At 69.5% G+C, this 21,227-nt stretch carries 15 protein-coding genes; 6 read left to right on the plus strand and 9 right to left on the minus strand.

Annotation, left to right across the window (positions count from 1 at the left end):
- From ACFV2O_RS07235 to ACFV2O_RS07270, 8 genes are read right to left on the minus strand one after another with little or no spacing between them, the layout of a single operon-like run.
- The gene (locus ACFV2O_RS07235; RefSeq protein WP_379250890.1) at window positions 1-1,293 is read right to left on the minus strand and encodes an aminotransferase class I/II-fold pyridoxal phosphate-dependent enzyme; all 1,293 of its coding nucleotides are present in this window, start codon (window positions 1,291-1,293) and stop codon (window positions 1-3) included.
- Complete coding sequence (locus tag ACFV2O_RS07240; protein ID WP_379250892.1) at window positions 1,290-4,037, minus strand: PEP/pyruvate-binding domain-containing protein; 2,748 nt, start codon at window positions 4,035-4,037, stop codon at window positions 1,290-1,292. The genes ACFV2O_RS07235 and ACFV2O_RS07240 overlap by 4 nt, the downstream gene beginning before the upstream one ends.
- A complete protein-coding gene (locus tag ACFV2O_RS07245) occupies window positions 4,034-5,443 on the minus strand; it encodes a cytochrome P450 (protein ID WP_379250894.1) in 1,410 nt (469 codons plus the stop codon). The genes ACFV2O_RS07240 and ACFV2O_RS07245 overlap by 4 nt, the downstream gene beginning before the upstream one ends.
- On the minus strand, window positions 5,440-7,188 hold the full coding sequence (locus ACFV2O_RS07250) for an AMP-binding protein (RefSeq protein ID WP_379250896.1): 1,749 nt from the start codon (window positions 7,186-7,188) through the stop codon (window positions 5,440-5,442). The genes ACFV2O_RS07245 and ACFV2O_RS07250 overlap by 4 nt, the downstream gene beginning before the upstream one ends.
- Window positions 7,185-7,439 (minus strand): acyl carrier protein, encoded by a 255-nt coding sequence (locus tag ACFV2O_RS07255; RefSeq protein WP_355070700.1) that lies wholly within the window; start codon window positions 7,437-7,439, stop codon window positions 7,185-7,187. The genes ACFV2O_RS07250 and ACFV2O_RS07255 overlap by 4 nt, the downstream gene beginning before the upstream one ends.
- Window positions 7,436-8,293, minus strand: a complete 858-nt coding sequence (locus ACFV2O_RS07260; RefSeq protein ID WP_379250898.1) for a hypothetical protein — start codon at window positions 8,291-8,293, stop codon at window positions 7,436-7,438. The genes ACFV2O_RS07255 and ACFV2O_RS07260 overlap by 4 nt, the downstream gene beginning before the upstream one ends.
- Window positions 8,290-14,205 (minus strand): aminotransferase class III-fold pyridoxal phosphate-dependent enzyme, encoded by a 5,916-nt coding sequence (locus ACFV2O_RS07265; RefSeq protein WP_379250900.1) that lies wholly within the window; start codon window positions 14,203-14,205, stop codon window positions 8,290-8,292. Before ACFV2O_RS07265 ends, ACFV2O_RS07260 begins: the two co-directional genes overlap by 4 nt.
- The gene (locus ACFV2O_RS07270; protein WP_379250902.1) at window positions 14,202-14,471 is read right to left on the minus strand and encodes an acyl carrier protein; all 270 of its coding nucleotides are present in this window, start codon (window positions 14,469-14,471) and stop codon (window positions 14,202-14,204) included. The genes ACFV2O_RS07265 and ACFV2O_RS07270 overlap by 4 nt, the downstream gene beginning before the upstream one ends.
- Window positions 14,472-15,266: 795 nt before the next feature.
- Here ACFV2O_RS07270 and ACFV2O_RS07275 point away from each other — a divergent pair.
- The 4 genes from ACFV2O_RS07275 (at window position 15,267) to ACFV2O_RS07290 (ending at window position 18,625) form a co-directional block, all read left to right on the plus strand.
- Window positions 15,267-15,950, plus strand: a complete 684-nt coding sequence (locus ACFV2O_RS07275; RefSeq protein ID WP_379250904.1) for a hypothetical protein — start codon at window positions 15,267-15,269, stop codon at window positions 15,948-15,950.
- Window positions 15,951-16,272: 322 nt separating this feature from the next.
- Complete coding sequence (locus ACFV2O_RS07280) at window positions 16,273-17,295, plus strand: zinc-dependent alcohol dehydrogenase family protein (protein ID WP_379250906.1); 1,023 nt, start codon at window positions 16,273-16,275, stop codon at window positions 17,293-17,295.
- A 166-nt stretch (window positions 17,296-17,461) separates the two neighbouring features.
- Window positions 17,462-17,608, plus strand: coding sequence for a hypothetical protein (locus tag ACFV2O_RS07285; RefSeq protein WP_355070689.1), 147 nt, complete (start codon window positions 17,462-17,464; stop codon window positions 17,606-17,608).
- A gap of 39 nt (window positions 17,609-17,647) precedes the next feature.
- Complete coding sequence (locus ACFV2O_RS07290; protein ID WP_379250908.1) at window positions 17,648-18,625, plus strand: NAD-dependent epimerase/dehydratase family protein; 978 nt, start codon at window positions 17,648-17,650, stop codon at window positions 18,623-18,625.
- A gap of 268 nt (window positions 18,626-18,893) precedes the next feature.
- On the opposite strand, the gene ACFV2O_RS07295 is transcribed toward ACFV2O_RS07290, so the two are convergent.
- The gene (locus tag ACFV2O_RS07295; RefSeq protein WP_379250910.1) at window positions 18,894-19,298 is read right to left on the minus strand and encodes a MerR family transcriptional regulator; all 405 of its coding nucleotides are present in this window, start codon (window positions 19,296-19,298) and stop codon (window positions 18,894-18,896) included.
- A 67-nt stretch (window positions 19,299-19,365) separates the two neighbouring features.
- Between ACFV2O_RS07295 and ACFV2O_RS07300 the strand changes: the two genes are divergently transcribed.
- On the plus strand, window positions 19,366-20,187 hold the full coding sequence (locus tag ACFV2O_RS07300; protein ID WP_379250912.1) for an LLM class F420-dependent oxidoreductase: 822 nt from the start codon (window positions 19,366-19,368) through the stop codon (window positions 20,185-20,187).
- Between the two features lie 160 nt (window positions 20,188-20,347).
- Window positions 20,348-21,214 carry a TIGR03619 family F420-dependent LLM class oxidoreductase gene (locus ACFV2O_RS07305; protein WP_379250914.1) on the plus strand — a complete coding sequence of 289 codons (867 nt, stop codon included), beginning with the start codon at window positions 20,348-20,350 and terminating at the stop codon, window positions 21,212-21,214.
- Window positions 21,215-21,227: the final 13 nt, after the last annotated feature.

Below are 21,227 nucleotides of genomic sequence, written 5' to 3' on the forward strand. Positions count from 1 at the left end.
TCAAGCGATCCCTTCCTGTTCGGGATGGAAGCCGAAGCGGCGGGCGACGGTGTCGATGCGGTCCAGTGCGCGGTCGAGGTGGTCGCGGGTGAGGGTGGCCATCATGCTGATCCGCAGGCGCTGCTGGTCGCGGGGCACGGCCGGGAATTCGACGCCGTTGACGAACACACCCTCCCGATGCAGAGCGGTGACCACGTCGGCGACGGCGAGACGCTGTGGTACGAGCAGCGGGATGATCGCGGTCTGCGGGTCGACGGCGAAACCCATCGCGCGCAGCCCGCGCACGAAGTAGCCGACGTTGTCGTGCAGTCGCGCCACGCGTTCGGGATGCGCGGCCAGGAAGTCGATTCCGGCGAGCACCGCCGCGACCACCGAGGGGGCGAGCGCGGCGGAGAACATGTAGGAGCGGGCGAAGAAGCGCAGCGTGTCCACCAGGTCTCGCGACCCGGTGACGAAGCCGCCGGTGCCCGCGAAGACCTTCGAGAACGTGCCCATGGTCAGCTCCACCGATCCCGGACCGAGCCCGAAATGCTCGGCGGTGCCGTGCCCGCGCGCGCCGAGTACTCCGGTGCCGTGCGCGTCGTCCACCGCCAGCCACGCGCCGAAGGCGTCGCACAGCGCGCGGATCTCCGGCAGCGGTGCGATGTCGCCGTCCATCGAGTACACGCCCTCGACGGCCACCACCACGTTCGCCCCTGGATTGCGCCAGCGGATCTGCATCAGCCGGTGGCGCAGATGGCGTACATCGTTGTGCGCGAAGGCCATCGAGCGCACCCGGCCGAGCTGGATGCCGTCGTACAGGCTGGCATGGTTCTGTTCGTCGTAGAGCAGCACATCGCCTCTGCGCAGCAGACCGGTCACCCAGCCGACATTGGCCGCGTAGCCCGAGGAGAAGACCATGGCCGACTCGCAGCCCTTCAGTTCGGCCAGCCGTTCCTCGAGCCGCCGATGCAAAGTGGTGGTGCCGTTGAGCAAGGGCGGGCCGCCGTGTCCCACACCGTATTCGCGAATGGCGGCGATGGCGGCCTCGACGATGCTCGGCTCGTTGCCCAGGCCGAGGTAGTTGTTGGACCCGAGCATGATCAGCTCGTCGGTCGCGCCGGTCGCCGGATCGCGCACCGGGACGACCGCGCCGGACGGCCCGGCCACTTCTCGCAACACGAACCCGCTGCCGCGAGCGTGCTGCGCGTAGGGCCGGAATTCCGCGAAGCGCTGGTCGAACGTGTGCGCGGCTGGGTCGAGATAGTGCTCCAGGCTGAAATTCTCGCCGTGGGCCAGATCCGGTGCGGTCATGGTCGTCGCTCCTGCCCGAGGGTCACGGTTCCCGCGCGGCCGTCCAGCACCAGGACGTCACCGTTTCCGATCAGGCGGGTGACTCCGGGCACGCCGACGACCGTGGGGATACCGAGTTCGCGTCCGATGATGGCGGTGTGGGAGAGCAGGCTGCCTCGTTCGCTGACCAGGCCGCCCGCGGCGACCATGAGGAACACCCAGCCCGGGTCGGTGGTCGCGGCGACGAGGATCTGCCCATCGATCGCGACGTCCGGATCCGGGGTGTCCAGGACCAGCGCGGGAGCCTCGACGCGACCTGGGGCGCAACCGATTCCGTGCAGTACGCGCGCTCCCTCGGCAGCGTCCGGGCCCGGTTGCTCCAGTGCCGGATCGCTGATCCCCGACGCGGCGATCCCGGTCGTGACGATGCGGGAGGGCAGGCGCTGAGCCTGCCAGCGGTCGTAATCCGCCTTGCGGAGGGCGACGGTACGCGTGATGTCGGTGTCCACCGCCGTTCCGCGGGTGAGAGCCGCGATCTCCTCGTAGGTGAGCCAGAAGACGTCGCGCGGATCACCCACCAGGCCGTCGGCGTGCAGTCGCCTGCCGTACTCCCGAAACACCCGCTTGAGGAGACCGAAGGCGCGGCTGCGGCCCAGTCGCATGTTCTCGCGCTGCTTCACGTGTTCGCGGGCGAGCCGGAGCGCGAGCCGGAAAACCCACCGCCGCACGCCTTCACCTGCGAACAGTTCGGACGCCGTCCGCTCGGCCGCACGCCGGATCGCGTGCTCACGCGCGATCATGTCATCGGCGTTCTGCCCGCCACGCAGGTAATTCCGCAGCATGGGCACCAGTCGTTCGGGGTGCTCGCCGAGCGGATCGGTCTCCAGCTTGAGTTCGTCCACCGTGCGGTCGCCGAACTCGGCGATGTGGCGCAGGCACGCCGCGCGGAAGGTCGCGAACCGGTCTTCCGACAGGGACGCCCACACTTGCTGCGCGGTGGAAGGACCGTCGAACAGCGCACGCAGCGCCGAGTCGGCGCGCACCCGGGCGGCCAGTGCCAGTGCTGACCGCACCGGATCGACGCTGTCGACACCGTCCTCGCCGCAGAACAATTCGTTGCGCAGGGTGAGCGCCGCTTCCTCGGCGAGACCGGCTCGGCGCAACTGCAGTCCGACCACATGGAACATCTGCTGGGCGAGGAAATCGTTGAAGATCTGCACCGAGTAGGCGGGCACGAGTTCGTCGAAGAAGCGTTCGGTCCACGCCAGCAACGCGTGTGCGTCGCGGTCGCGCTCCGGCCGATCCTCGTCCAGCCTGCGTTCGAGGTCTGTGGTTGCCGCCGCCAGCGCCGTGAAGAACGCGCGCAGCCGCCGTGGCAGCCGCAGCCAGCCGAGCAGGATGATCGCGAACACACGCAGGCGCAGCGCGATCGCGCGCAGCCGGGCGATACCGCGGGCAGGCGCAGGCGGTCGCTGGTATCGGTTCTCGATATTGAGCGCGGCCTCCCAGCCTTCGATGGCGAATTCCATGCCGGGGATTTCTAGAAACAGGCGGTACCAGTTGCTGATGTTGTAGTAGATCCGGCCGCGCGCGGTGCCGACCAGGTACGGATACAGATCGGCGGCGTTGCGCTCGACGATCCGCGCGGTGGCGCCGAAATCGCGGTGACACGTTCGGAAGACCCGCTCATAGGCGGTACGCAGCACCGAGAACGTCAGCGGGCTCGACAGCCCCGGATACGACTCCGCGACATTGACGTTGTCGAATACCGTCTCGCGTGCGCCGGTCGCGGTGACCGGTCTCGCCTGCAACAGGTGCAACCGCCCGTCCGGCGTGTAGGCGAACTCGACATCCTGCGGTGCGCCGAAGCGGTCCGCGAGTGCGCCCGCCACCTCGGCCAACTCCTGGATCTCCGTGTCCGACAGCGCAGCCACGGTCAGCGGGTCGGCGAGTTCTTCGACCGTGGTCCCCGCGCCGTGCGGCGAGGGTGCGACCCGGCTGCGCTTGTCGGCGACCACTCGTGAGGTGATGGCGCCGGTGCCGCGGTCGACGAAGTAGGTATCGCAGTCCACCGTGCCCGCCACCACGCCTTCGCCCAGCCCGAGCGCGGCCGCGACCACGGCTTCGGAGGGATCACCGCTGCGCGGATTGCAGCTGAACACCACCCCCGAGACGGCGCTGTCGAGCAGTACTTGCACCACCACGGCGCAGGCGACCGGCGCATTGTCGAGACCGCGGCGCGCCCGGTAGAACAGCGTGCGCTCCGACCACGCGGAGGCGAGTACCGTCCCGATCGCGGCGGGCAGATCAGCGGCCCCGACGTTCAGCACGGTGTCGAGCTGTCCGGCGAAGGAGTCGGTCGCCGAATCCTCCCCGCGCACCGACGATCGCACGGCGAAGCGCACCTCGCCCGCGGCGGCCGGAACGGCGGCGGCCAGTTCGGCGACCACGGCGTCGAGTTCGGCGGCGATATCGCCGGGCAGGGTGCATCCCTCGACGAGAGCGCGGATCCGGGACGACACCGACCGCAAGGCGGCCGGGTCGTCCGGATCGAGTTCGGCGAGCAGTCCCGCGATGGCGTCGGCGGACGGAGCCAGCAACCGCGCGCACGTATCGGTGCTCAGCACGGCGAACGGCGGCACGCGATATCCGGCGGCCTGCAGTCTGGCGAGGTTGGCGGCCTTGGCTCCGGCGTGCGCCGCGGCCGCCGGGTCCGCCGCGAGGGTTTCGGCGCGCAGTATCGCGCCGGTGGTGGCACTGGTCATCGTGCGGCCTCCTGTCTGGTCCGGGTCGCCGGGACGGCGCGCTCGCGCCGGGTCAACCGCACCAGGACCGGGTCGGGGGTGTTGGAGATCTCCGGGTGCTCGCGCACCCGCATCCCGTTCACCAATTCGATGTCGTAGCGCGACAGCACCATCGCCAGACCCACCCGGATCTCGATCAGCGCCATCTGCTGGCCGACGCACAGATGCGCGCCCCAGCCGAAGGGGAAGTACCGGAACGGCGGGCGCGCCCGGTTCCGCTCCTTGGTGAACCGGTCGGGATCGAAGGTCAGCGGCGCGTCCCAGAACCGCGGCAGGCGATGGTTGACGAACGGGCTGATCACGACGATCGCACCGGGTCGCAGGTCGAACCGGTCGAAATGGTCCGGCTCGAGCGCGGTACGGCTGAACGCCCAAGCCGGCGGATGCAGGCGCATCGCCTCATCGATCACGCGGCCGGTGTACTCCAGCCGGGGCAGCGCGGCCCGCACGGCGTCCGGGTCGTCCGGCGCGTCCGGCAGCGCGTCGATCTCGGCGCGCACCCGGTCGAGCACGACGGGGTTGCGGCCCAGTTCGTAGATCGTCCAGGCCAGCGCCGCTCCGGTGGTTTCGTGACCGGCGAGCAAGAAGGTCAGCACCTCGTGCCGCAGCTGAGCGTCGTCCATCGCGTGTCCCGCGTCGTCGCGGGCGGTGAGCAGCCGGGCGAGCAGTGACCCGGCGTCGTCGTCGGTTCGCCGGTGCCTGCCGATCACCTCGTCGACCACGTGGTGCAACCGGCGTCGCACTGCCCACAGCCGCCGGTTACCCGGAGTCGGGAGGCGCGGCGGCAGCTGGATCGGCGCGGCCATATGCCGCATGACCCACGAAACGCCCTGGCGCACGTCGTCTTCGATCTGCGGAAGCACGCCGTCGAGGTCCGCGCCGAGTACCGCGCGGCACACCACGTCGGCGGCGAATCCCATCAGCTCGGGCACCAGGTCGAAGGCCGCGCCGTCGGCGGCGCGGGCGTCCAAGCGGGTGCGCATCCGCTGTCCGCACTCGACCATCAGCGGGATCTCGGACTCCACATGACGGCGCGTGAAAGCCGGTTTGATCAGGGCGCGCTGACGTTTCCACAGCTCGCCGCCGCTGGTCAGCAAGCCCGGACCGAGCAAATGGTTCAGGCTTCGGTAGCTGACCCCCTTCTCGTAGCGCCCCGCACGGCTGACCAGCACTTGCTCGATGTGCTCGGGTTCGACCAACAGGTGCACGTGCTGGTGCGCCAGGCGGAGCCGGACACTGCCGTAGTGGAGCGCGGACTCGTAGAACAGACCGAGCGGGTCGGTCCGGTACCGGGCGTAGACGCCCAAGGGATGCCTGGTGGACGGGCCGTCGAGGCGGCGCTCGCCGGTCCCGGTCGTCGGTGTCACCGCGCCACGTCTCCCCCGCGCACGGCGCCGACCAGTTCGTCCGCGTCGCCGTCCAGCAGGCGCCGCGCCGCGGCGCGCTGGACTTTGCCGCTGGTGGTCTTCGGGATGCTGCGCGGCGCGACGATCCGCACACCGGCCGCCAGCACGCCGGTGCGTTTGCTCACCGCGGCGCGTACCGCACGGGCCAGCGCGTCGTGCTCCGTCCGCGCCACGGCGGATTCGACGATCAGGTGCAACTGTTCCGATCCGGCGTCGGCATCGGTTCGTCCCAGCGCGACCACGCCGCCCGGCCGCACTCCCGGCACCTGCTCGGCGGCGACCTCGAAGTCGGTGGGCAGATAGTTCGCGCCGCGGATGATGATCAGGTCTTTGCGTCGCCCGGTGATCCGCAACCGCCCGTCGCGCAGGTAGCCGATGTCCCCGGTGTCCCACCAGCCCTGCGTCCGGGTGGCGGCGGTGGCTTCGGGCAGCCGGAAGTAGCCGGGCGTGGTGGACGGCCCACGGAATTGCACCCGGCCGAGCAGATTCGCGCCGCACGGCGTTCCGTTCTCGTCCACCACGCGGACTTCGGTGCCCGTCACGGGCGCTCCGCAGTCGACGATGTCGAGCGCGTCGCCGTCACCGGCCGGGACATCCACCGCGACGCCGTCTTCGGCCAGTCCGCGCCGGGAGACCGAGTCGAACGCGATCGGCGCCCGCGGATCGGACACCGTCACCGCGAGCGACGCCTCGGCCAAGCCGTAGCACGGTACGAGCGCGTCGGGAGGCAGCCCCCAGCGGCCGAACCGGTCGACGAACCGCCGCACCGTGGGCGGATGGATCGGTTCGGCGCCGCAGAACAGGAACCGCCATGCGGACAGATCCACTCCGTCGAGTTCACCGTCGGCGATGCGCGCGGCGGCGTATCCGTAGGCGAAATTCGGTGCGGCGGTGACAGTTCCGTGATGCCTGTGCACCGCGCGCAGCCAATCGGCCGGGTGGCGCAGAAACCGGTTGGGCGGGATCAGCACCGCGTCGATGCCACGGAACAGCGGTGTGAGAAACCCGCCGATCAGGCCCATGTCGTGGTGCAGCGGCAGCCAGCCCACCCAGGTGTCGCCGGGTCCGATCGCGGCGGCGCGGGCGATCTGCTCGCAGTTGGCGGCCAGATTCGCGTGGGTGACCTGAACCCCCTTGGGCGTGCCGGTCGAGCCGGAGGTGGCTTGGATGAACGCCAGATCCTCCGGTGCGGGCAAGTGGGGCGCGAGCGCGGGAGCGCCCGGTGTGCCTGCCAGCGCATGCAGTGCCGACGCGTCGATTGTCGCCACCGACGCGGGCACTGGCAACGTGGTGAGCACCGCCGGAGTGCTCACCACGGCCGCCGGTTCCAGATAGGCCAGCAGCCGGGTGAACCGGTCCAGGAAGATTTCGGCGGCCCCGAAGCCGCCCGGCGTGGCGATGGCGGTGGGCACCGCGCCGAGCGACAGTGCGCCGAAGAAGGCCGTGACGAACTCCGCCGAGGTGGGCAGGCACAGCAACACGCGGTCGCCCCTGCGCACGCCGTCGGCGGCCAGGCCCGCCGCGGCGCGGCCCGCAGCGCTCACCAGATCATCGTGGCGCCAGCGGATTTCGTCGTCGTGCCGGGCAGCGGCGCGCTCGGCCAGGATCACCGTCGACGCCGCCGCCGTACCTCGGTCGCCGCCGGACAGCAGCGCGTGCACGATGCTCGGGTGTTGCGGGCGCAGTGTCCCTGATGACGCGGTCATGGCTGGTCCTCGACATAGCGCACGATCGTCGCGACCGTGGTCAGCCGGACGGCGACGTCTTCCGGAATGCTCACGGAGAACTCCTGTTCGAGCTGAATGGTCAGTTCGATGGCGGTCGGCGAATCGAGTCCGTAGTCGATCAGCGGCGCCGCCGGATCCAGATCGGTCGCGGGCACCCACAGCACCTCGCCGACGATCGCGCGGACCCGCGCCTCCAGGTCCGCCGAGCCGATGTCGTCACGTGCACTCATCCGAGCAACTTCCCTTCCGTCACGCAGGCGCGCACCGATTCCTCGAGGTCGACGTCGTCGGCGGTGTCGATGCGGTGAAACGCCACTTCCGGGAACGCGGTCGCGAGGGTCTCGCGCACCCGCTCGTATCCCGAGCGCAGGGTGGTCAGCCGCTCGGCGGTCTCATGGGCCTCGACGGGCCCGTGTGCCGACCGCCGCGCACAGCGGGCCGCGGCCTGGCCGGGCGGTGCGTCGAGCCACAGCACCGCGTCCGGCAGCGTGGTGCGGAACCGTTCGCCGAAGCCGGATACCGCGCCGGCGATGTCGCGACCGACCAATTCCGCGATCTCCGACAGCAGCAGCCACGGGTCCGGCGAGCTGCCCAGCCGTTCGGCCTGGGCGTGCTGCCACGCGAGGATGTCGGCGAACGTGCCCGGTCGATGCCGTTCGAGCACCGCCGCGATCTCGTCCTGTCGCGCGCGGCAGTGCCCGTCGGTGCCCGCCAGCGCCACGTACAGCGGACCGTAGACGAGCAGTTCGATCAGCGGATGCCGTTCGCACACCAGCACATCCGGTTCCCAGGTGCGCAGGAAGTGCTGTTCCACCGGCCCGAACAGGGTCATCTGCAGGTACATCGCGGTGGCCTTCATCGCGACGTCGCCGATCTCGTCACAGCCGACGCTGAAGGCCCGCAGCTGCCGGGACAGATCGGCGAGCGGAACGTCGCGGGTGTCGTGGAAATCGGGGCAGGTCATCGACGCGAACCCACCGGCGTCGGTCCGCACCGCCAGCGCGCGGAGCGCGGCCAGCACCGAGGACTTGCCCGCGCCGTCGATGCCGACCAGGGCCACCCGGCGGGTGTACGAGCCGCTCATCGGTCGTCCTCGCGCAATTGGGTCAGCACCGCGCTGGTGATCTCGGCCTGCGCCGCCGTGCCGTCGAGCCGGATCCAGCCCAACTCGTCCGACAGCGCGTCGAGCGCCTCGTGGCTGCGCTGCTGGAAGGCCAGGAACGACTCCTCGTCGCCGTAGCCGCTCTCGTAGTCGCTGCGCAACCGTTTGCGGCTCAGCGCGTCCTGCGGCCGCACCGCGAGGTAGAAGGTGCGATCGGGTTCCGGGAACCCCGCCGCCAGGCTGCGCAGGACGGCCGGGTCGCCGCCGTGGGCGACTTCGGTGGCGTAGTACTTGTACCAATACGCGTTCGCGAGCACGATGTCCGCGCCACGCTCGGCGGCCAGGTCCAGTGCCAGCTGCATGGCGTGGAACAGGAAGTGCGCGCGGCTGAGCGGGGTGAGCATCTGGAGGTAGCCGTAGATCTCCGCGGGACTCCCCCACGGGAGTTTCGAGGAGACCTTCGGGTCGAGGAAGGCGTCCCAGATCGTCACCGCCGCGACACTGTGGCCCTGCGCCTCGAATTCCGCGGCGATCCTCGCCACCTGGGTGGTCTTGCCCGAGCCGTCACCGCCCGCGAGACAGATCAGGCGTTTACGTGCGGTCAGTGTCGTGTCCTTTCCGGAGCCGCGCGTCACGCGAGGTAATGCGACAGGATCTGCCACCTCCGTGGCGGTTTCGGGGAGAGCGGGGGGCGGCGGTGAGTCTTCCTCCGGTCGCGCGCGAGCGGCGACGTCCGCTCGCCGGTGATCCGCGGACGGTTCGCCGCTCACGGGGGCCGTGACGGAGTCCGCGTCCAGGATCCGCACCACTCCCGCGCTGCCGTCGATTCGGATCCGCTGACCCGATCGCACGACACTCGTCGCGCCCGCAACGTTCAGTACGGCGGGGATGCCGTACTCGCGTCCGATCACGGCGGCGTGCGACAGCATGCCCCCCACCTCGGTCACCACACCCGCCACCAAGCCCAGCGCGGGAGTCCAACCCGGGTCGGTGAATCTCGTGACGAGGATGTCGCCGTCGCGCAATTGGTCGAGGTCGGTGAGCGCGGTGATCACCCGCGCCGTCCCCTCGGCGACACCGGGACTGCATCCGAGGCCGGACAGGTCGCCGTCGGCGACGGCGCGCACCGCGGCCACGGTCACCCCGCCACCGAGTTCGTGCGGCGGTGTGAGATCGCGATAGGCCGCGTACATCGCACGTCGGTAGGCGATCACGGGCGCGAGGTCCGCCGCGTCCGCGCGGCCCGCGACCAAGTCGGTGAGCTCGTGGATGGTCAGCTGGAACGCGTCGTCGGCGTGCTCGAGCGCGCCGGCGGCGGTCAAGCGCGTGCCGGCCTCCACCACGTAGGCGCGCACGACGGCGTAGCACTGCGACGAGAATTCCCGCATCCGTTCCCTGGCCACGAGGTAGCGGCGCATCCGCTCGATCTGCTTGTCCAGCGCCTTGGCGTAGCGCACCCGTGTCGTCGGACGGGCCCGAACCCGGGCTCGGACCGCCGCCGACTCGGACTCGTAGCGCTTGCGCTGCTCCACCAGCGTGGCCGCCGGGTCGGCAGGCGCGGTGCCGTGTTCGAGCATCACCGCGATCATCGATCGCACCCGCTGCGGGTCCTCCGACCAGCGCGGGCAGGTGAGGTCGAGTTCGGCGTCGGCGTGGAAGCCCTGCTCGGCGAGGAAGGCCGCGAGCGCCACCTCCCACTCCGGGCTGTCCATGCCGAATTCTTGTGCGACACGGTGTAATTCGACGATTCCGCGTTGCAGCGCCATGTGGCTGATCTCGGCGAGACCACCCATCAGGTCGATGGCGGAGCTGGCCGCGCCGGTGGCCGCGTCGACCTTGTCCAGCAGCTGTTTGAAGTCGGTCTGCACGCTCGAGTTGTGATAGATCGTCGTGAAGTAGGTGCGCTCGGTCGTCGCGTGCAAGGTGAGCAGGCAGTCGGCGAGGTCGGCGGCGAAGGTCGCCTGGTCGGTCCGGGGCAGCGCGCGCACCCGCTCGCGCCACGCCGCGTACTTGGCGGGCCAGCTCGCGGCGAACGCGTCGACGGCGGCGAGCTGTTCGCGATAGCTGCGCTGCACCGCCAGCGCGACGGGCAGCGCGCGGGCGATGGTCAGCGGCGTGTTCGGCGTGCGGATCGGCCCCTCGGGGCCGTACTCGTTGAGGACGCCCAGGTCGTCGTCGAAGTGCTGTTCGTCGAAGCCGGGTATGCGCTGGAAGCACTGCTTCACCGCGCTCACGTTCCAGTAGGCCCGGCCGTAGTACATCGCCATCCAGTCCGGCTCTTCGCCCGCCGCGGCCAGGCCCAGCCCCTCGAAGAACCGCTGCATCGAGTACTGGAAGGCGTTGTCGTACAGCGAGAACATCATGGGTGTGCACACCCGGGCCGAGACGCCGCCGTCGCGCAGGTCCGCATCGGAGAACTGGTCGATGTCGGTGCGCCAGCTGATCGCGGTGACCGCACGCGACTGCAGCAGCCACAGTGCGCCGTCGCCATCGATCGCCCATTCGATGTCCTGCGGCCGATGCCTGCGGGCCTGCACCGCGAGCAATAGCGCCGCCAGCGCTTCGGTGTCGGCGCCGTCGAGCCGGACATCCTCGTCGCCCGCCTCGCGCGCGACCACGCCGCCGTCGGACAGCCGCAGTGTGTAGCGAGTGGGGGTGACCTGCCCGGAGACCAATCGCTCGCCCACGCCGTGACAGGCCTCCAGCACCGCGTGCTCCTCGATGCCGGTGAGCACATCGATGCTGAAACCGACCCCGGCGCAACGTGCCTCGACCATGCGCTGCACCAGGACGGCCACCGTCGCCTCGGCATCGGCCATGCCGCGGCGGGACAGATACGCCCGCACCCGCTCGTTGCGTACCGAGGCGCGGCACCGTTCGATGTGCGTCCGCAGCGCGTCCGCGTCCGCGACGTCCAGATAGGACTCGTACTGGCCCGCGAAACTGGCGTCGTCGAGATCCTCGAGGACGCCACTGGAGCGCACGGCCACCGGGAACCCGCCGATGGCCCGCACCCAGCCGGACAGATCGTCGTCGCCGACGCCGTCGAGGTCCAGATCAGCGGGCACGACGAAACCGGCTGGGACGGCGAATCCGTCGGTCAGCAACTCGTGCAGAGCGGCGGCCTTGCCGCCGGCCCGAGCGGGGGCGAAGTCGGCCGCGCCCAGGAACATCGGGGCGGACGCGGTAGTCGGAGTGATCACGGTGGTGGCTCCTGTCGGCAGCAGAACCGGGCGCAGGTCGTGACGAGCGGCCAGACTTCGTGCCGCGCGGACACCGGCCACGGTGAGCGCGCCGTAGGACGGGCTCGCGGTGCGCGGCTCGAAGCCGAGCAGCAGCGTCTCGGCCATGCACGCGTAGACGATTCCGGCGGGCAACCCGGTTTCGGGTAGGGACGGGGTCTGGCCGAGCGGCAGCGCCATGCGGCCGCCGTCGACCAGGGTGAGATGCGGATGCTCGGCGACCGCCGGGTCCACGTCGCCAGGTACGGCCAGATCGCAGACGAGCACCGGGTGGTGCGCGGCGAGATGTCGCGCGGTGATCAGCGGCTGCGCCGAGTTGGTGGCGGTCACGACCACCCGGCAGTCACGCAGTGCGGCCAGGTCCTCGCTCACGACCACCTCGCCGGGCAGTCCGGCGGCCACCCGGCGCAAGCGCGTCCCCGCGCCCGGCCTGCCCACCAGGACCAGCGAATCGGCCAGCGGAGCGAGCAGTTCGGCCATGACCGCGCCGATATTGCCGAGTGCGCCGAGGATGCCGACCCGCCGCTGCCCCGACGGCAGCGCGGCCAGTTCGGCGCTGAGCACCTCGTAGGCGCAGGCCGCGGTGAGCGAATTGCCGGAGGTGACCGTAACGGTGTCCTCCGTCACCTCGCGTGCGGCATCGGTGACGATCGAGGTGTAGCCGCCGAGCCCGATCACCGTGGCTCCGGCCGCGATCGCCTGCTCTACCGCGTGCCACACCAGTTCGCGCACGTAGGTCCGCTCGCCCGCACGCTGATGCGCCACGATCTGTTCGGCGGTCAGCGGCAGCGCGAACACCATCATCTCGGCCTCGGCGCCGGTGGGCGAGGAGATCGTCCGCCTGGTCAGTTCGAAGGGATCGGCGACGGGGCGCAGACGTTCGAGCAAGGCGGCGAATTCCGAGTCGCTCCAACATTCCAGCTCGGGGGCGAGCCTGCGCAGGTCGACCGTCTCGGGCAGGTTCGCCAGGAACGCCACCTTGGTCGGCGCGTGCGGGTCGCGCGCCGGCGGCATATCGGCGCGCCGTGGCAACGGAGCCCGCTCCGTCACCGTGGGCTTCGTGGTGACGGGAGCGGCCAAGTGCGCCAGCAGCACGTCGTATCGCCCACGGTGCAACAGTGCCGCGACGTCGTCCAGCGCCGCCGCCAGCCGCGCCATGTCGCCTTGGGTGACGAACGCCGAGGGCTGGACGCGCAGGGTGGTCGGTGCCGAGAGGGTGGGCAGCACGCGGATCGCGTGCCGGTGCAGGAGGTATCCGGCGACCACGTAGCCGAACATGTCGGGCGCGCAGACCTCGCGCAGCAGCGCCGATTCCGGCTCCGGCGCCCGCAGCTGCACGCCCTGCAGGAGCCCGCGCCCACGCACCGCCACGATCTCTCGCGGCCAGCGGCGGGCCACTTCGTCCAGCTGCGACCGCAATCGCGCTCCCGCATCGCTGATCCGGAGTTGGTTGTCGCGCAACAGGTCCAGCGCCGCGTCCGCGACCGTCGCCGACAGCTCGTCGTCGGCGAAGGTGGAGGTGTGGTAGCGACCGAAGTCGGACACGGCATGCGCGCGGTCCACCAGCAGCGCGGCGATCTTCACCAGTCCGCCGCCGAGCGATTTCGACATCAGGTAATAGTCAGCGCGCACACCCGAGGGAGCCGACGCCAGGAACGTGCCGGTTCGGCCCATGCCGCACTGGATCTCGTCGAAGACCAGCGCCGCGGTGTGCCGATCCGCGAGTTCCCGCAAGGCGCGCAGGGTGTCGGCGGGAACCTCCCGCACACCGCCTTCGCCTTGGACGGGCTCGGCGAACACCGCCGCGACGGGCGACAGCCGCCGCCACGTCCGCACGGGCGCGCCGTCGGCGCCGAAGCCGATGACACCCACGGTGCACAGCTCGTCGGCGAACGCGTCCGCCACCTCGTCCGGCGCCCAGGTGTCGAGCCGCCACCGCGGCGGGCCTGGCACCACCAGGTCGGCCGGGGTATCGGCCTGTTCGGTCAGCGCGAAGGCGCCGGCGCTCTTTCCGTGGAACGCGCCCGCGAGCGAGACGAACACCGGTCCGCGCTCACGCAGCCGCGCGATCCGGCCCAGCGATTCGGTGAGTACGACCGCGGCGGTCCGCGGCTCGGCGTCCCCGGCGGGCGCGGATGGGCGCACATCGTGCAGGCGGTCGCGGCGCAGCCGGCGCAGCGTCCGCCGTAGCTCGGCGTCCAGTTCGCTCAGGGCGCGCGCGTGCGCGACCGCGGCGTGCCGGATCGCCGCCTCGACCGCGTCGGCTCCGGTGGAACCCAATGTCACCACGTACTCCCGGCCGGTAGACGCACCGACCGACTCGGACAGCCGCCGCGCCAACCGCGCGGCGCCGGGCCGGACACTGCCCTGCGCCACGAATGGCACCTGCTGGTTCAATGTCGCGGTCGCGGCACGTACCAGCGCCGGATGGTTGTGACCGAACAGTGCCGCGCCGAAACCGCCGACGAGATCCAGCACCCGGGTCCCGTCCGCGCGGACGAGATGGTCGCCTTCCGCGGCGGTGTACATCACGTCCAGGTGGCAGGCTCGCAGCAATCCGGCCAGGCCGGGTCGGTTGTAGTCGGCGAAATCGCCGAACGAGTCGGATCCGGTGCGCGGCAATTGTTCCTGCCACCCCGCGCCCGTGGTCACGCGCACGCCTCGGCCCGGGTGTGCCGCGTACGAGTCGTCTTCGCCGCAACGCACGCGATCACATCGCGCGCGGTATGCAGCATGGCCGCCTCCTCGTCGGAGATCGCGATGCCGAACTCCCGCTCCAGCTCGATCACCAACTCCACCGACCGAACCGAGTCCAAGCCATAATCCAGCAACGGCGTGTCCGGTGCTATTTCGACCACGTGCAGACCACGCGAGAACATCGTGAGAACTCGTTCGGTCAGGGCATCGAATTCATTCATTCAGCGCCTCCTTCATCGCGCGCCAGACCTTTCCACCGGCGCGGAACATCTGTGCCGATCGACGGCCCTCGGGCCGTTCGAAACCGGATATACACAGTTCATCGCAGGTTTTCGCACCCGCAGATTCCGCGCTCACTTGCCCTCCGATATCCGCGAACGGGACTGTCGATTCTCGCCGCTCGTCTTACCCGTGCGGCGTGCCACGACACCGTCCCGCGTTCTCACAATCTGTACACCCGCACTATGCGGGCTGCAATCCGAAACCCGTTGCAGAAAAGCGTGTTTCGCCGGAAGGCAATTTTTCAGACAACTTCCTCGACTATGTTTCCGGAAACAAAGCCACGCACCACGGGAACCAGGCCGGGAAACGCACTGTCCCAGACGATTTGACAGCAGGGCGAGCGCAGTGGATTTACGTCACCTGTCACCGCTCGACACAATAAAGTGCCCGCTTTTGGAAACTGTGCAGTTCATGTGGCATTCATCCACTGGACAAGCGGTAATAAATACCAACCCATCGGTATTTAACACGCGAACTCCCCTTACCGCATCGCGGCCGGAACATGCAGTCACGTAACGACGTTTTTACGCTGCCCGCCAACGCGTTTCACCCATCTGGAGACCAGCTAACTCCTGGACCGCCACCGGCGTGTGACGCCTCTCATTACCAGCGGGTAGTATGCGTAAATGCTGTGACCGACCACAATCGGCTCACGCGCCCTCTAGGGCGGTTCATACCGAGGGCAGTCCCGGTGGGCTGCCGTCGTGTCGGATGTCGCGATTAATCTGCCGGGCATGGTCAACCCCGATACGGCACTGCGCCGCCTTCTGCGCGAAACAGGAAAACTGCTACAGCCGTACGGGTTCCATGGCGTCGAGCCCACCTGGACACGAGTCGGGGCGCGCGGCGTCGCGTCCGTCGGCCGTACCCGCGTGACCCGCACATGGACCGACGGACAACAGGTCCTCGGCTTCGGGCTGACCTTGAAGGCCACCCCCACCCCGTGGTGGGAGTACTGCAACTGGCGCAACACACGACTGGGCCTGCCCCATGTACCGCTGGAATCGGCCACCGGCCCCGACCTGATCGACACTCGCTCGCTGTCCGATGAACTGACCACGCCGTGGATCCTGCGGCTCGACCCAGCCCAACCGGGCCAGCAGGCGTTGCAATCCGACATCGACGCCATCCGCGGCCAACTTCCCCGCCGCGTGCACGCCTATGCCCGCAGAGCGCTACGGCTGCTGGAAGCCGATCACTACCTCGACGAGTTGTCGTCCCAACCCGATCCGGGCATCCGGACCTGGGAGGCGATCATCGTCCTCCTCGCCGACCGCGGACCAGGACCGCGCCTCGATGAGGCCATACGCCGCTTCCAACAGTGCACCACGGGACCGGACGCCTCGGCCTACGCGGACGAAGTCGTCACTTACGCACGCACCCGAACAGCGGTCGGCGAAATCATCTGCGAGCGCTGAGTATGCGGATCGCGCCGGTGATCCGGCGATAATCGCGCCGACCAGGCTGTGGCCTATCTTCGGCTCCCGCCGGCGCATGCGCACGACCGCGACGATGGGCGGACATCGACGGACCGGCCGGACGAGATCGTGACACCGGCAGTGGGCCCGAACGGTCAGGAAGCCCGAGCACGCCGGGGCAGGTGGCTCGACCCGCGGGCCGCCCGGGCATTGCCACTTCGACAACGGCATCTGGTCGCCGAGGTGTGAGCCGAGCCGTCAGCGGTATCCCGGCGCCGAGCCGATCGACAACGGACATCGTTTGTGAAAGGAGGACCGAATCATGCGCGGAGTCGTCATGCACGCCCCCGGTGACGTGCGCGTCGAGCAGCGGGAGGACCCGAGGATCGTGGAGCCCACCGACGCGGTCATCCGCATCGCCGCGACCTGTATCTGCGGGTCGGACCTGTGGCCCTACCGCGGCATCGAGAAGCTGAGGGGACCCACCCCGATGGGCCACGAATACATCGGCGTGGTCACGGAGATCGGGCCGGAAGTGAGCACCCTGAAAGTCGGCGACTTCGTCGTCGGTTCCTTCTTCGCTTCCGACAACACCTGCGAGATCTGCCGCGCCGGCTATCAGAGCCGCTGCGTGCGCAACGTACCGATCGGCATGATCGGCACCCAGGCCGAGCAAGCCCGGATCCCGCTGGCCGACGGCACCCTCGTCGTGGTCCCCGCCACCCCCACGCCCGAGCAGATCCCGCACCTGCTCGCGGCGTCCGACGTGCTCGGCACCGGGTGGTTCGCCGCCGTGGCCGCCGAGGCGGGTCCCGGCAAGACCGTCGCGGTCGTCGGGGACGGCGCGGTCGGGTTGCTGGCCGTGCTGGCCGCCGGGCAGCTGGGCGCGGACCGCGTCATCGTCATGAGCCGCCACGCCGACCGCCAGGCTTTGGCCCGCAAGTTCGGCGCCACCGATATCGTCGCCGAACGCGGCGACGCCGGTGTGGCCCGGATCAAGGAACTCACCGGCGGCCTGGGCGCGCACTCGGTCGTCGAAGCCGTCGGGACCCAGGAATCGATGGAACAGGCCATCCGGTCGACGCGCCCCGGCGGACACGTCGGTTATGTCGGGGTGAGCCACGATGTCGCGCTCGACGGCATGGAACTGTTCTTCTCCGGTGTGCACCTGCACGGCGGACCCGCGCCTGTGCGCCGCTTCCTGCCCGAATTGATCGACCTCATCCTCCGCGGCGACATCCATCCCGGCGAGGTCTTCGACCGCACCCTGCCCCTCGACGAAGCCGCCGAAGGCTACCGCGCGATGGACCAGCGCCGCGCCACAAAGGTCCTACTCACCCTCTGACACCTCGGGCCGCGCGCGATGCTTGCTCGGGATCGACGCCACCGCGCTGGTGGTGTGCGGAGAGGATGCGCTTCCTCGGTGCAGGCCGTACGGCGACCCGAAGCTCTCGAATGGATTCCGATACCGCACCGCGCGTGAAGACGACATCGGTGGGTAGGCCACGGACGTGACCGAACCCGGAAACAAGAAGGCACCCGAACTGGGCGACCAGACCGATACCTCCCACCCCGACGACCTGGACCTCGAAACCTACGAAACCCCGCGGGACGAAGACCGCAACGAGGAGGCGGGCGCGGTGGAGCCGCCCGACTGAGCACCGTTTCGCCCATGGTGGCAGGGGAATTCATGCTCCATGGGTATTACCGTCGCCGTCACCGGACCGACCGGCGAGATCGGTATCTCCGCTGTCACCACACTCGAACGCGACCCGGCGGTGGGCCGGATCCTCGGCATGGCCCGCCGCCCCTTCGACCCCGCCGCGCACGGCTGGACGAAGACCGAGTACCGGCGCGGCGACATCCTCGACCGGGCCGCCGTGGACGCCTTGGTCGCCGACGCCGAGGTGGTGATCCACCTGGCATTCGTGATCATGGGCTCGCGGCAGGACAGCGCACGCGTCAATCTCGAGGGCACTCGCAACGTCTTCGAGGCGACGGTGGCCGCCGAACGAGCCCGCCGCCTCGTCTACACCTCCTCGGTCGCCGCCTACGGCTACCACCTGGACAATCCTTCGCCCCTCACCGAGGACGTGCCGCCCGAGGGCTCGACCGAGCACTACTACTCCCAGCAGAAGGCCGCCTGCGAGTCCGCGCTCACCGAGATCACGGCGGGCTCCGACCTCGAGGTGTTCGTGCTGCGGCCGTGCATCGTGGCGGGTCCGAAGGCACCGGCCCTGCACGACCTGCCGTGGGCGAAACTTCCCGGCCCGCTGCGCGCTCTGGCCCGCGCGAATCCGCTGTTCAAGCCGATCGTTCCCGACCCTGGACACCCACTGCAACTCGTCCACCACGACGACGTGGCCACCGCCATCGCACTGGCCGCCACCGCGGACGCCCCGCCCGGCGCGTACAACATCGCGGGCGACGGCACCCTCAGCCTGTCCGACGTGGTGACCGCGCTGGGCGGCAGACCGGTGCGCGTCCCCGCCTTCGCCGCCACGGCGACCTCGACGGCCCTCACCTATCTCCCCTTCGTGCCCGCCACCCTCGAGTGGTTGCACATCGTGCGCACCCCCGTCGTCATGGACACCAACCGCGCGAAGCAGCATCTCGGCTGGAAACCGGCGTACACATCGGCCGAAACCCTCGCGGCGCTCGCCGCCGCCCGCTGACCCGGACGCAATCCGCCTGCCGCGGATCGACACTCAGTAGCAGGACCGGCTACCGCAGTGGATCAGTTCCACACGGCGGGCCCGGATGGCGACGCGGTTGCGCGACCGCCTGACGCTGCATGACTTTCGAGCACCGATGCTGCTGGACGACGGGTTGCGGCGGACGGGCTGCGGCGGACGAGTCGAGCGGAGCCATGCGGCGCCGTAGTGGGCGCCTCCGTCGCCATGCGTCCGGCCTCCATAAGTGGTCCGAATACGCCTCGGCGACTCAGGATTCGGTCATATGCAGATCCCGCCGCCGCTGTTGCCGACTCGTATGGGTACGCACGGCGTCGAGGTATTCGGCGATGGCCTCCCGGTTGCGGGTGAGGCAGTCGATGCGCCGGGACATGCGGGTCAGTTCGTCCTCGAGCAGGGTGAGCATTTCCGGCGTCGCCTCGTCGAACATGATGGAGCAAGGCTGGTCGAGGCAGGGCAGGATCTGTTTGATGATGCGGGTGGGCAGGCCGGCGTCGAGCAGTCCCCGGATCTGGCGAACGCGGTCCACCAGACCCTCGTCGTAGGTGCGATAACCGTTGCCACAGCGCTGCGCGGCGATCAAGCCCTGCTCTTCGTAGTAGCGCAGCAGTCGCCGAGACGTGCCGGTTCGCTCGGACAGTTCTCCGATACGCATATGTGTTCCACCTCATACCGACCCGGGTTGACCATCACATAGATGTGATGGTTCGAGCATAGGGCTCATGAAGATAGGCATCACCACCTTCGTCACCGACGAAGGGATCAGCGGTCCGAAACTTGGTGTGGCACTGGAGGAGCGGGGGTTCGAGTCGTTGTTCTTGGCCGAGCACTCCCATATCCCCGCGAGCCGCAGGTCCCCCGCCCCGGGCGGCGGCGAACTGCCGCGGCCGTACTTCCGCGCGGTGGATCCGTTCGTCGCGCTCGCCGCCGTCGCGGCCGTCACCGAGCGGCTGATCCTCGGAACCGGCGTGACCCTGCTGATCCAGCGCGACGTCATCCACACCGCCAAGGAGGTCGCGACGCTCGACCTGATCTCCGGCGGACGCTTCGTCTTCGGCGTCGGCACGGGCTGGAATCGCGAGGAGATGGCCGATCACGGCACCGATCCACGCACCCGCGGCGCACTGCTGGACGAGCAACTCGCCGCCATCCGGGCGATCTGGACCGACGAACTCGCCGAATTCCACGGACGGTTCCTGGATTTCGAGCCGATGTACGCCTGGCCGAAACCCGTGCAGCAGCCGCATCCGCCGATCTTCCTCGGCGGCGCGGAAGCGGCGGCCGAACGCGCGATCCGCCACGGTGTCGGCTGGATTCCCGCCGCCGTGACCGATCCCGCTGAAATCCCCGCTCAGCTTTCCCGGCTGCACGGGCACGACCTGCCGGTCACGGTCGCATTCGTGGCGACGGATCCCGCGCTGATCGAGGGCTATGCCGAGGCCGGAGTGCAGCGGTTGCTCTTCGGCCTGCCGACCCTTCCGGAATCGGAAACACTGCACGCCCTCGACGAGATCGCGAAGGCGGCCGACCGGTACCTGGTTTGATCCCGCCACGCTCGCCTTGCCTTGACATCGGCGGCAAGGTCTACCGTTGCGACGCCGGTGTGGTGCGGGGATCGCGAGTACGGCGATGCGGGATCACACCGGCTCCGCTCTCCATCCGAGATGCTCCTCGCTGGATTCGCGCCGACGCGCATACGAAGGGATGTCTGTGAAATTCGCGATCAGCTACAGCACGCCGTTCAACGGGACCGACCCCGATCGGCTCATCAGGTTTGCCCAGCATGCCGAGGAATGTGGTTTCGAGGCCCTGTACGTGCAGGATCACATCGCGTTGTACCCCGGCGCGTCCTACGGCGCTGGAGAACTGCCCGCGACACTGCCCTACTTCGATCCGCTCGACTGTCTGGGTTTCGTCGCCGCGGCCACGCGACGACTGCTGCTCGGCACCGGTGTCCTGTTGCTGCCGTATCGCCACCCCGTGGTGCTCGCCAAGCGCCTGGCCACCATCGATGTCTTGTCCAAGGGCCGCATGCGGCTGCTCACCGTCGGAATCGGGGCCCTGCCCGGCGAGGCGCAGGCGGTGGGGGTGGACTTCCACACCCGCGGCCGCCGCGTCGACGAGGCGATCGACGTGCTGCGCCTGCTGTGGTCGGGCGGTCCCGACGGCGTCGGCTATCACGGCGAGTTCTTCGACTTCGACGCTCTCTGCAGTTACCCGAAGCCGCTCGAGGCGGCCGGACTTCCGATCCACGTGGGCGGATCGAGCCGGGCTGCCGCCCGCCGCGCCGGACTGCGCGGCAACGGCTACTTCGCGGGCGGAATGCTGGAGGAGGCCGAGCGCGATCTGCAGATCGAGGTGGCGCGCAAGGCGGCCGCGGAAGCGGGCCGTGACCCGGCCGCCTTGGAGTACACCCGCTGGGGCTCGGCCGATCTGTCGGCCGAGCAGGTCGGGCAACTCGAGGAACACGGCGTGACCCGGATCGTGGTCAACCTGACCACGGCGAGCGCCGAAGAACAGCACGACAAGATGTCGGAATTCGCCGAACGGTTCGGTCTGGCACCGAAGTAGCAGGCGGCAGCCG

Source organism: Nocardia sp. NPDC059691, assembly GCF_042733915.1.
Lineage (GTDB): Bacteria > Actinomycetota > Actinomycetes > Mycobacteriales > Mycobacteriaceae > Nocardia > Nocardia sichangensis.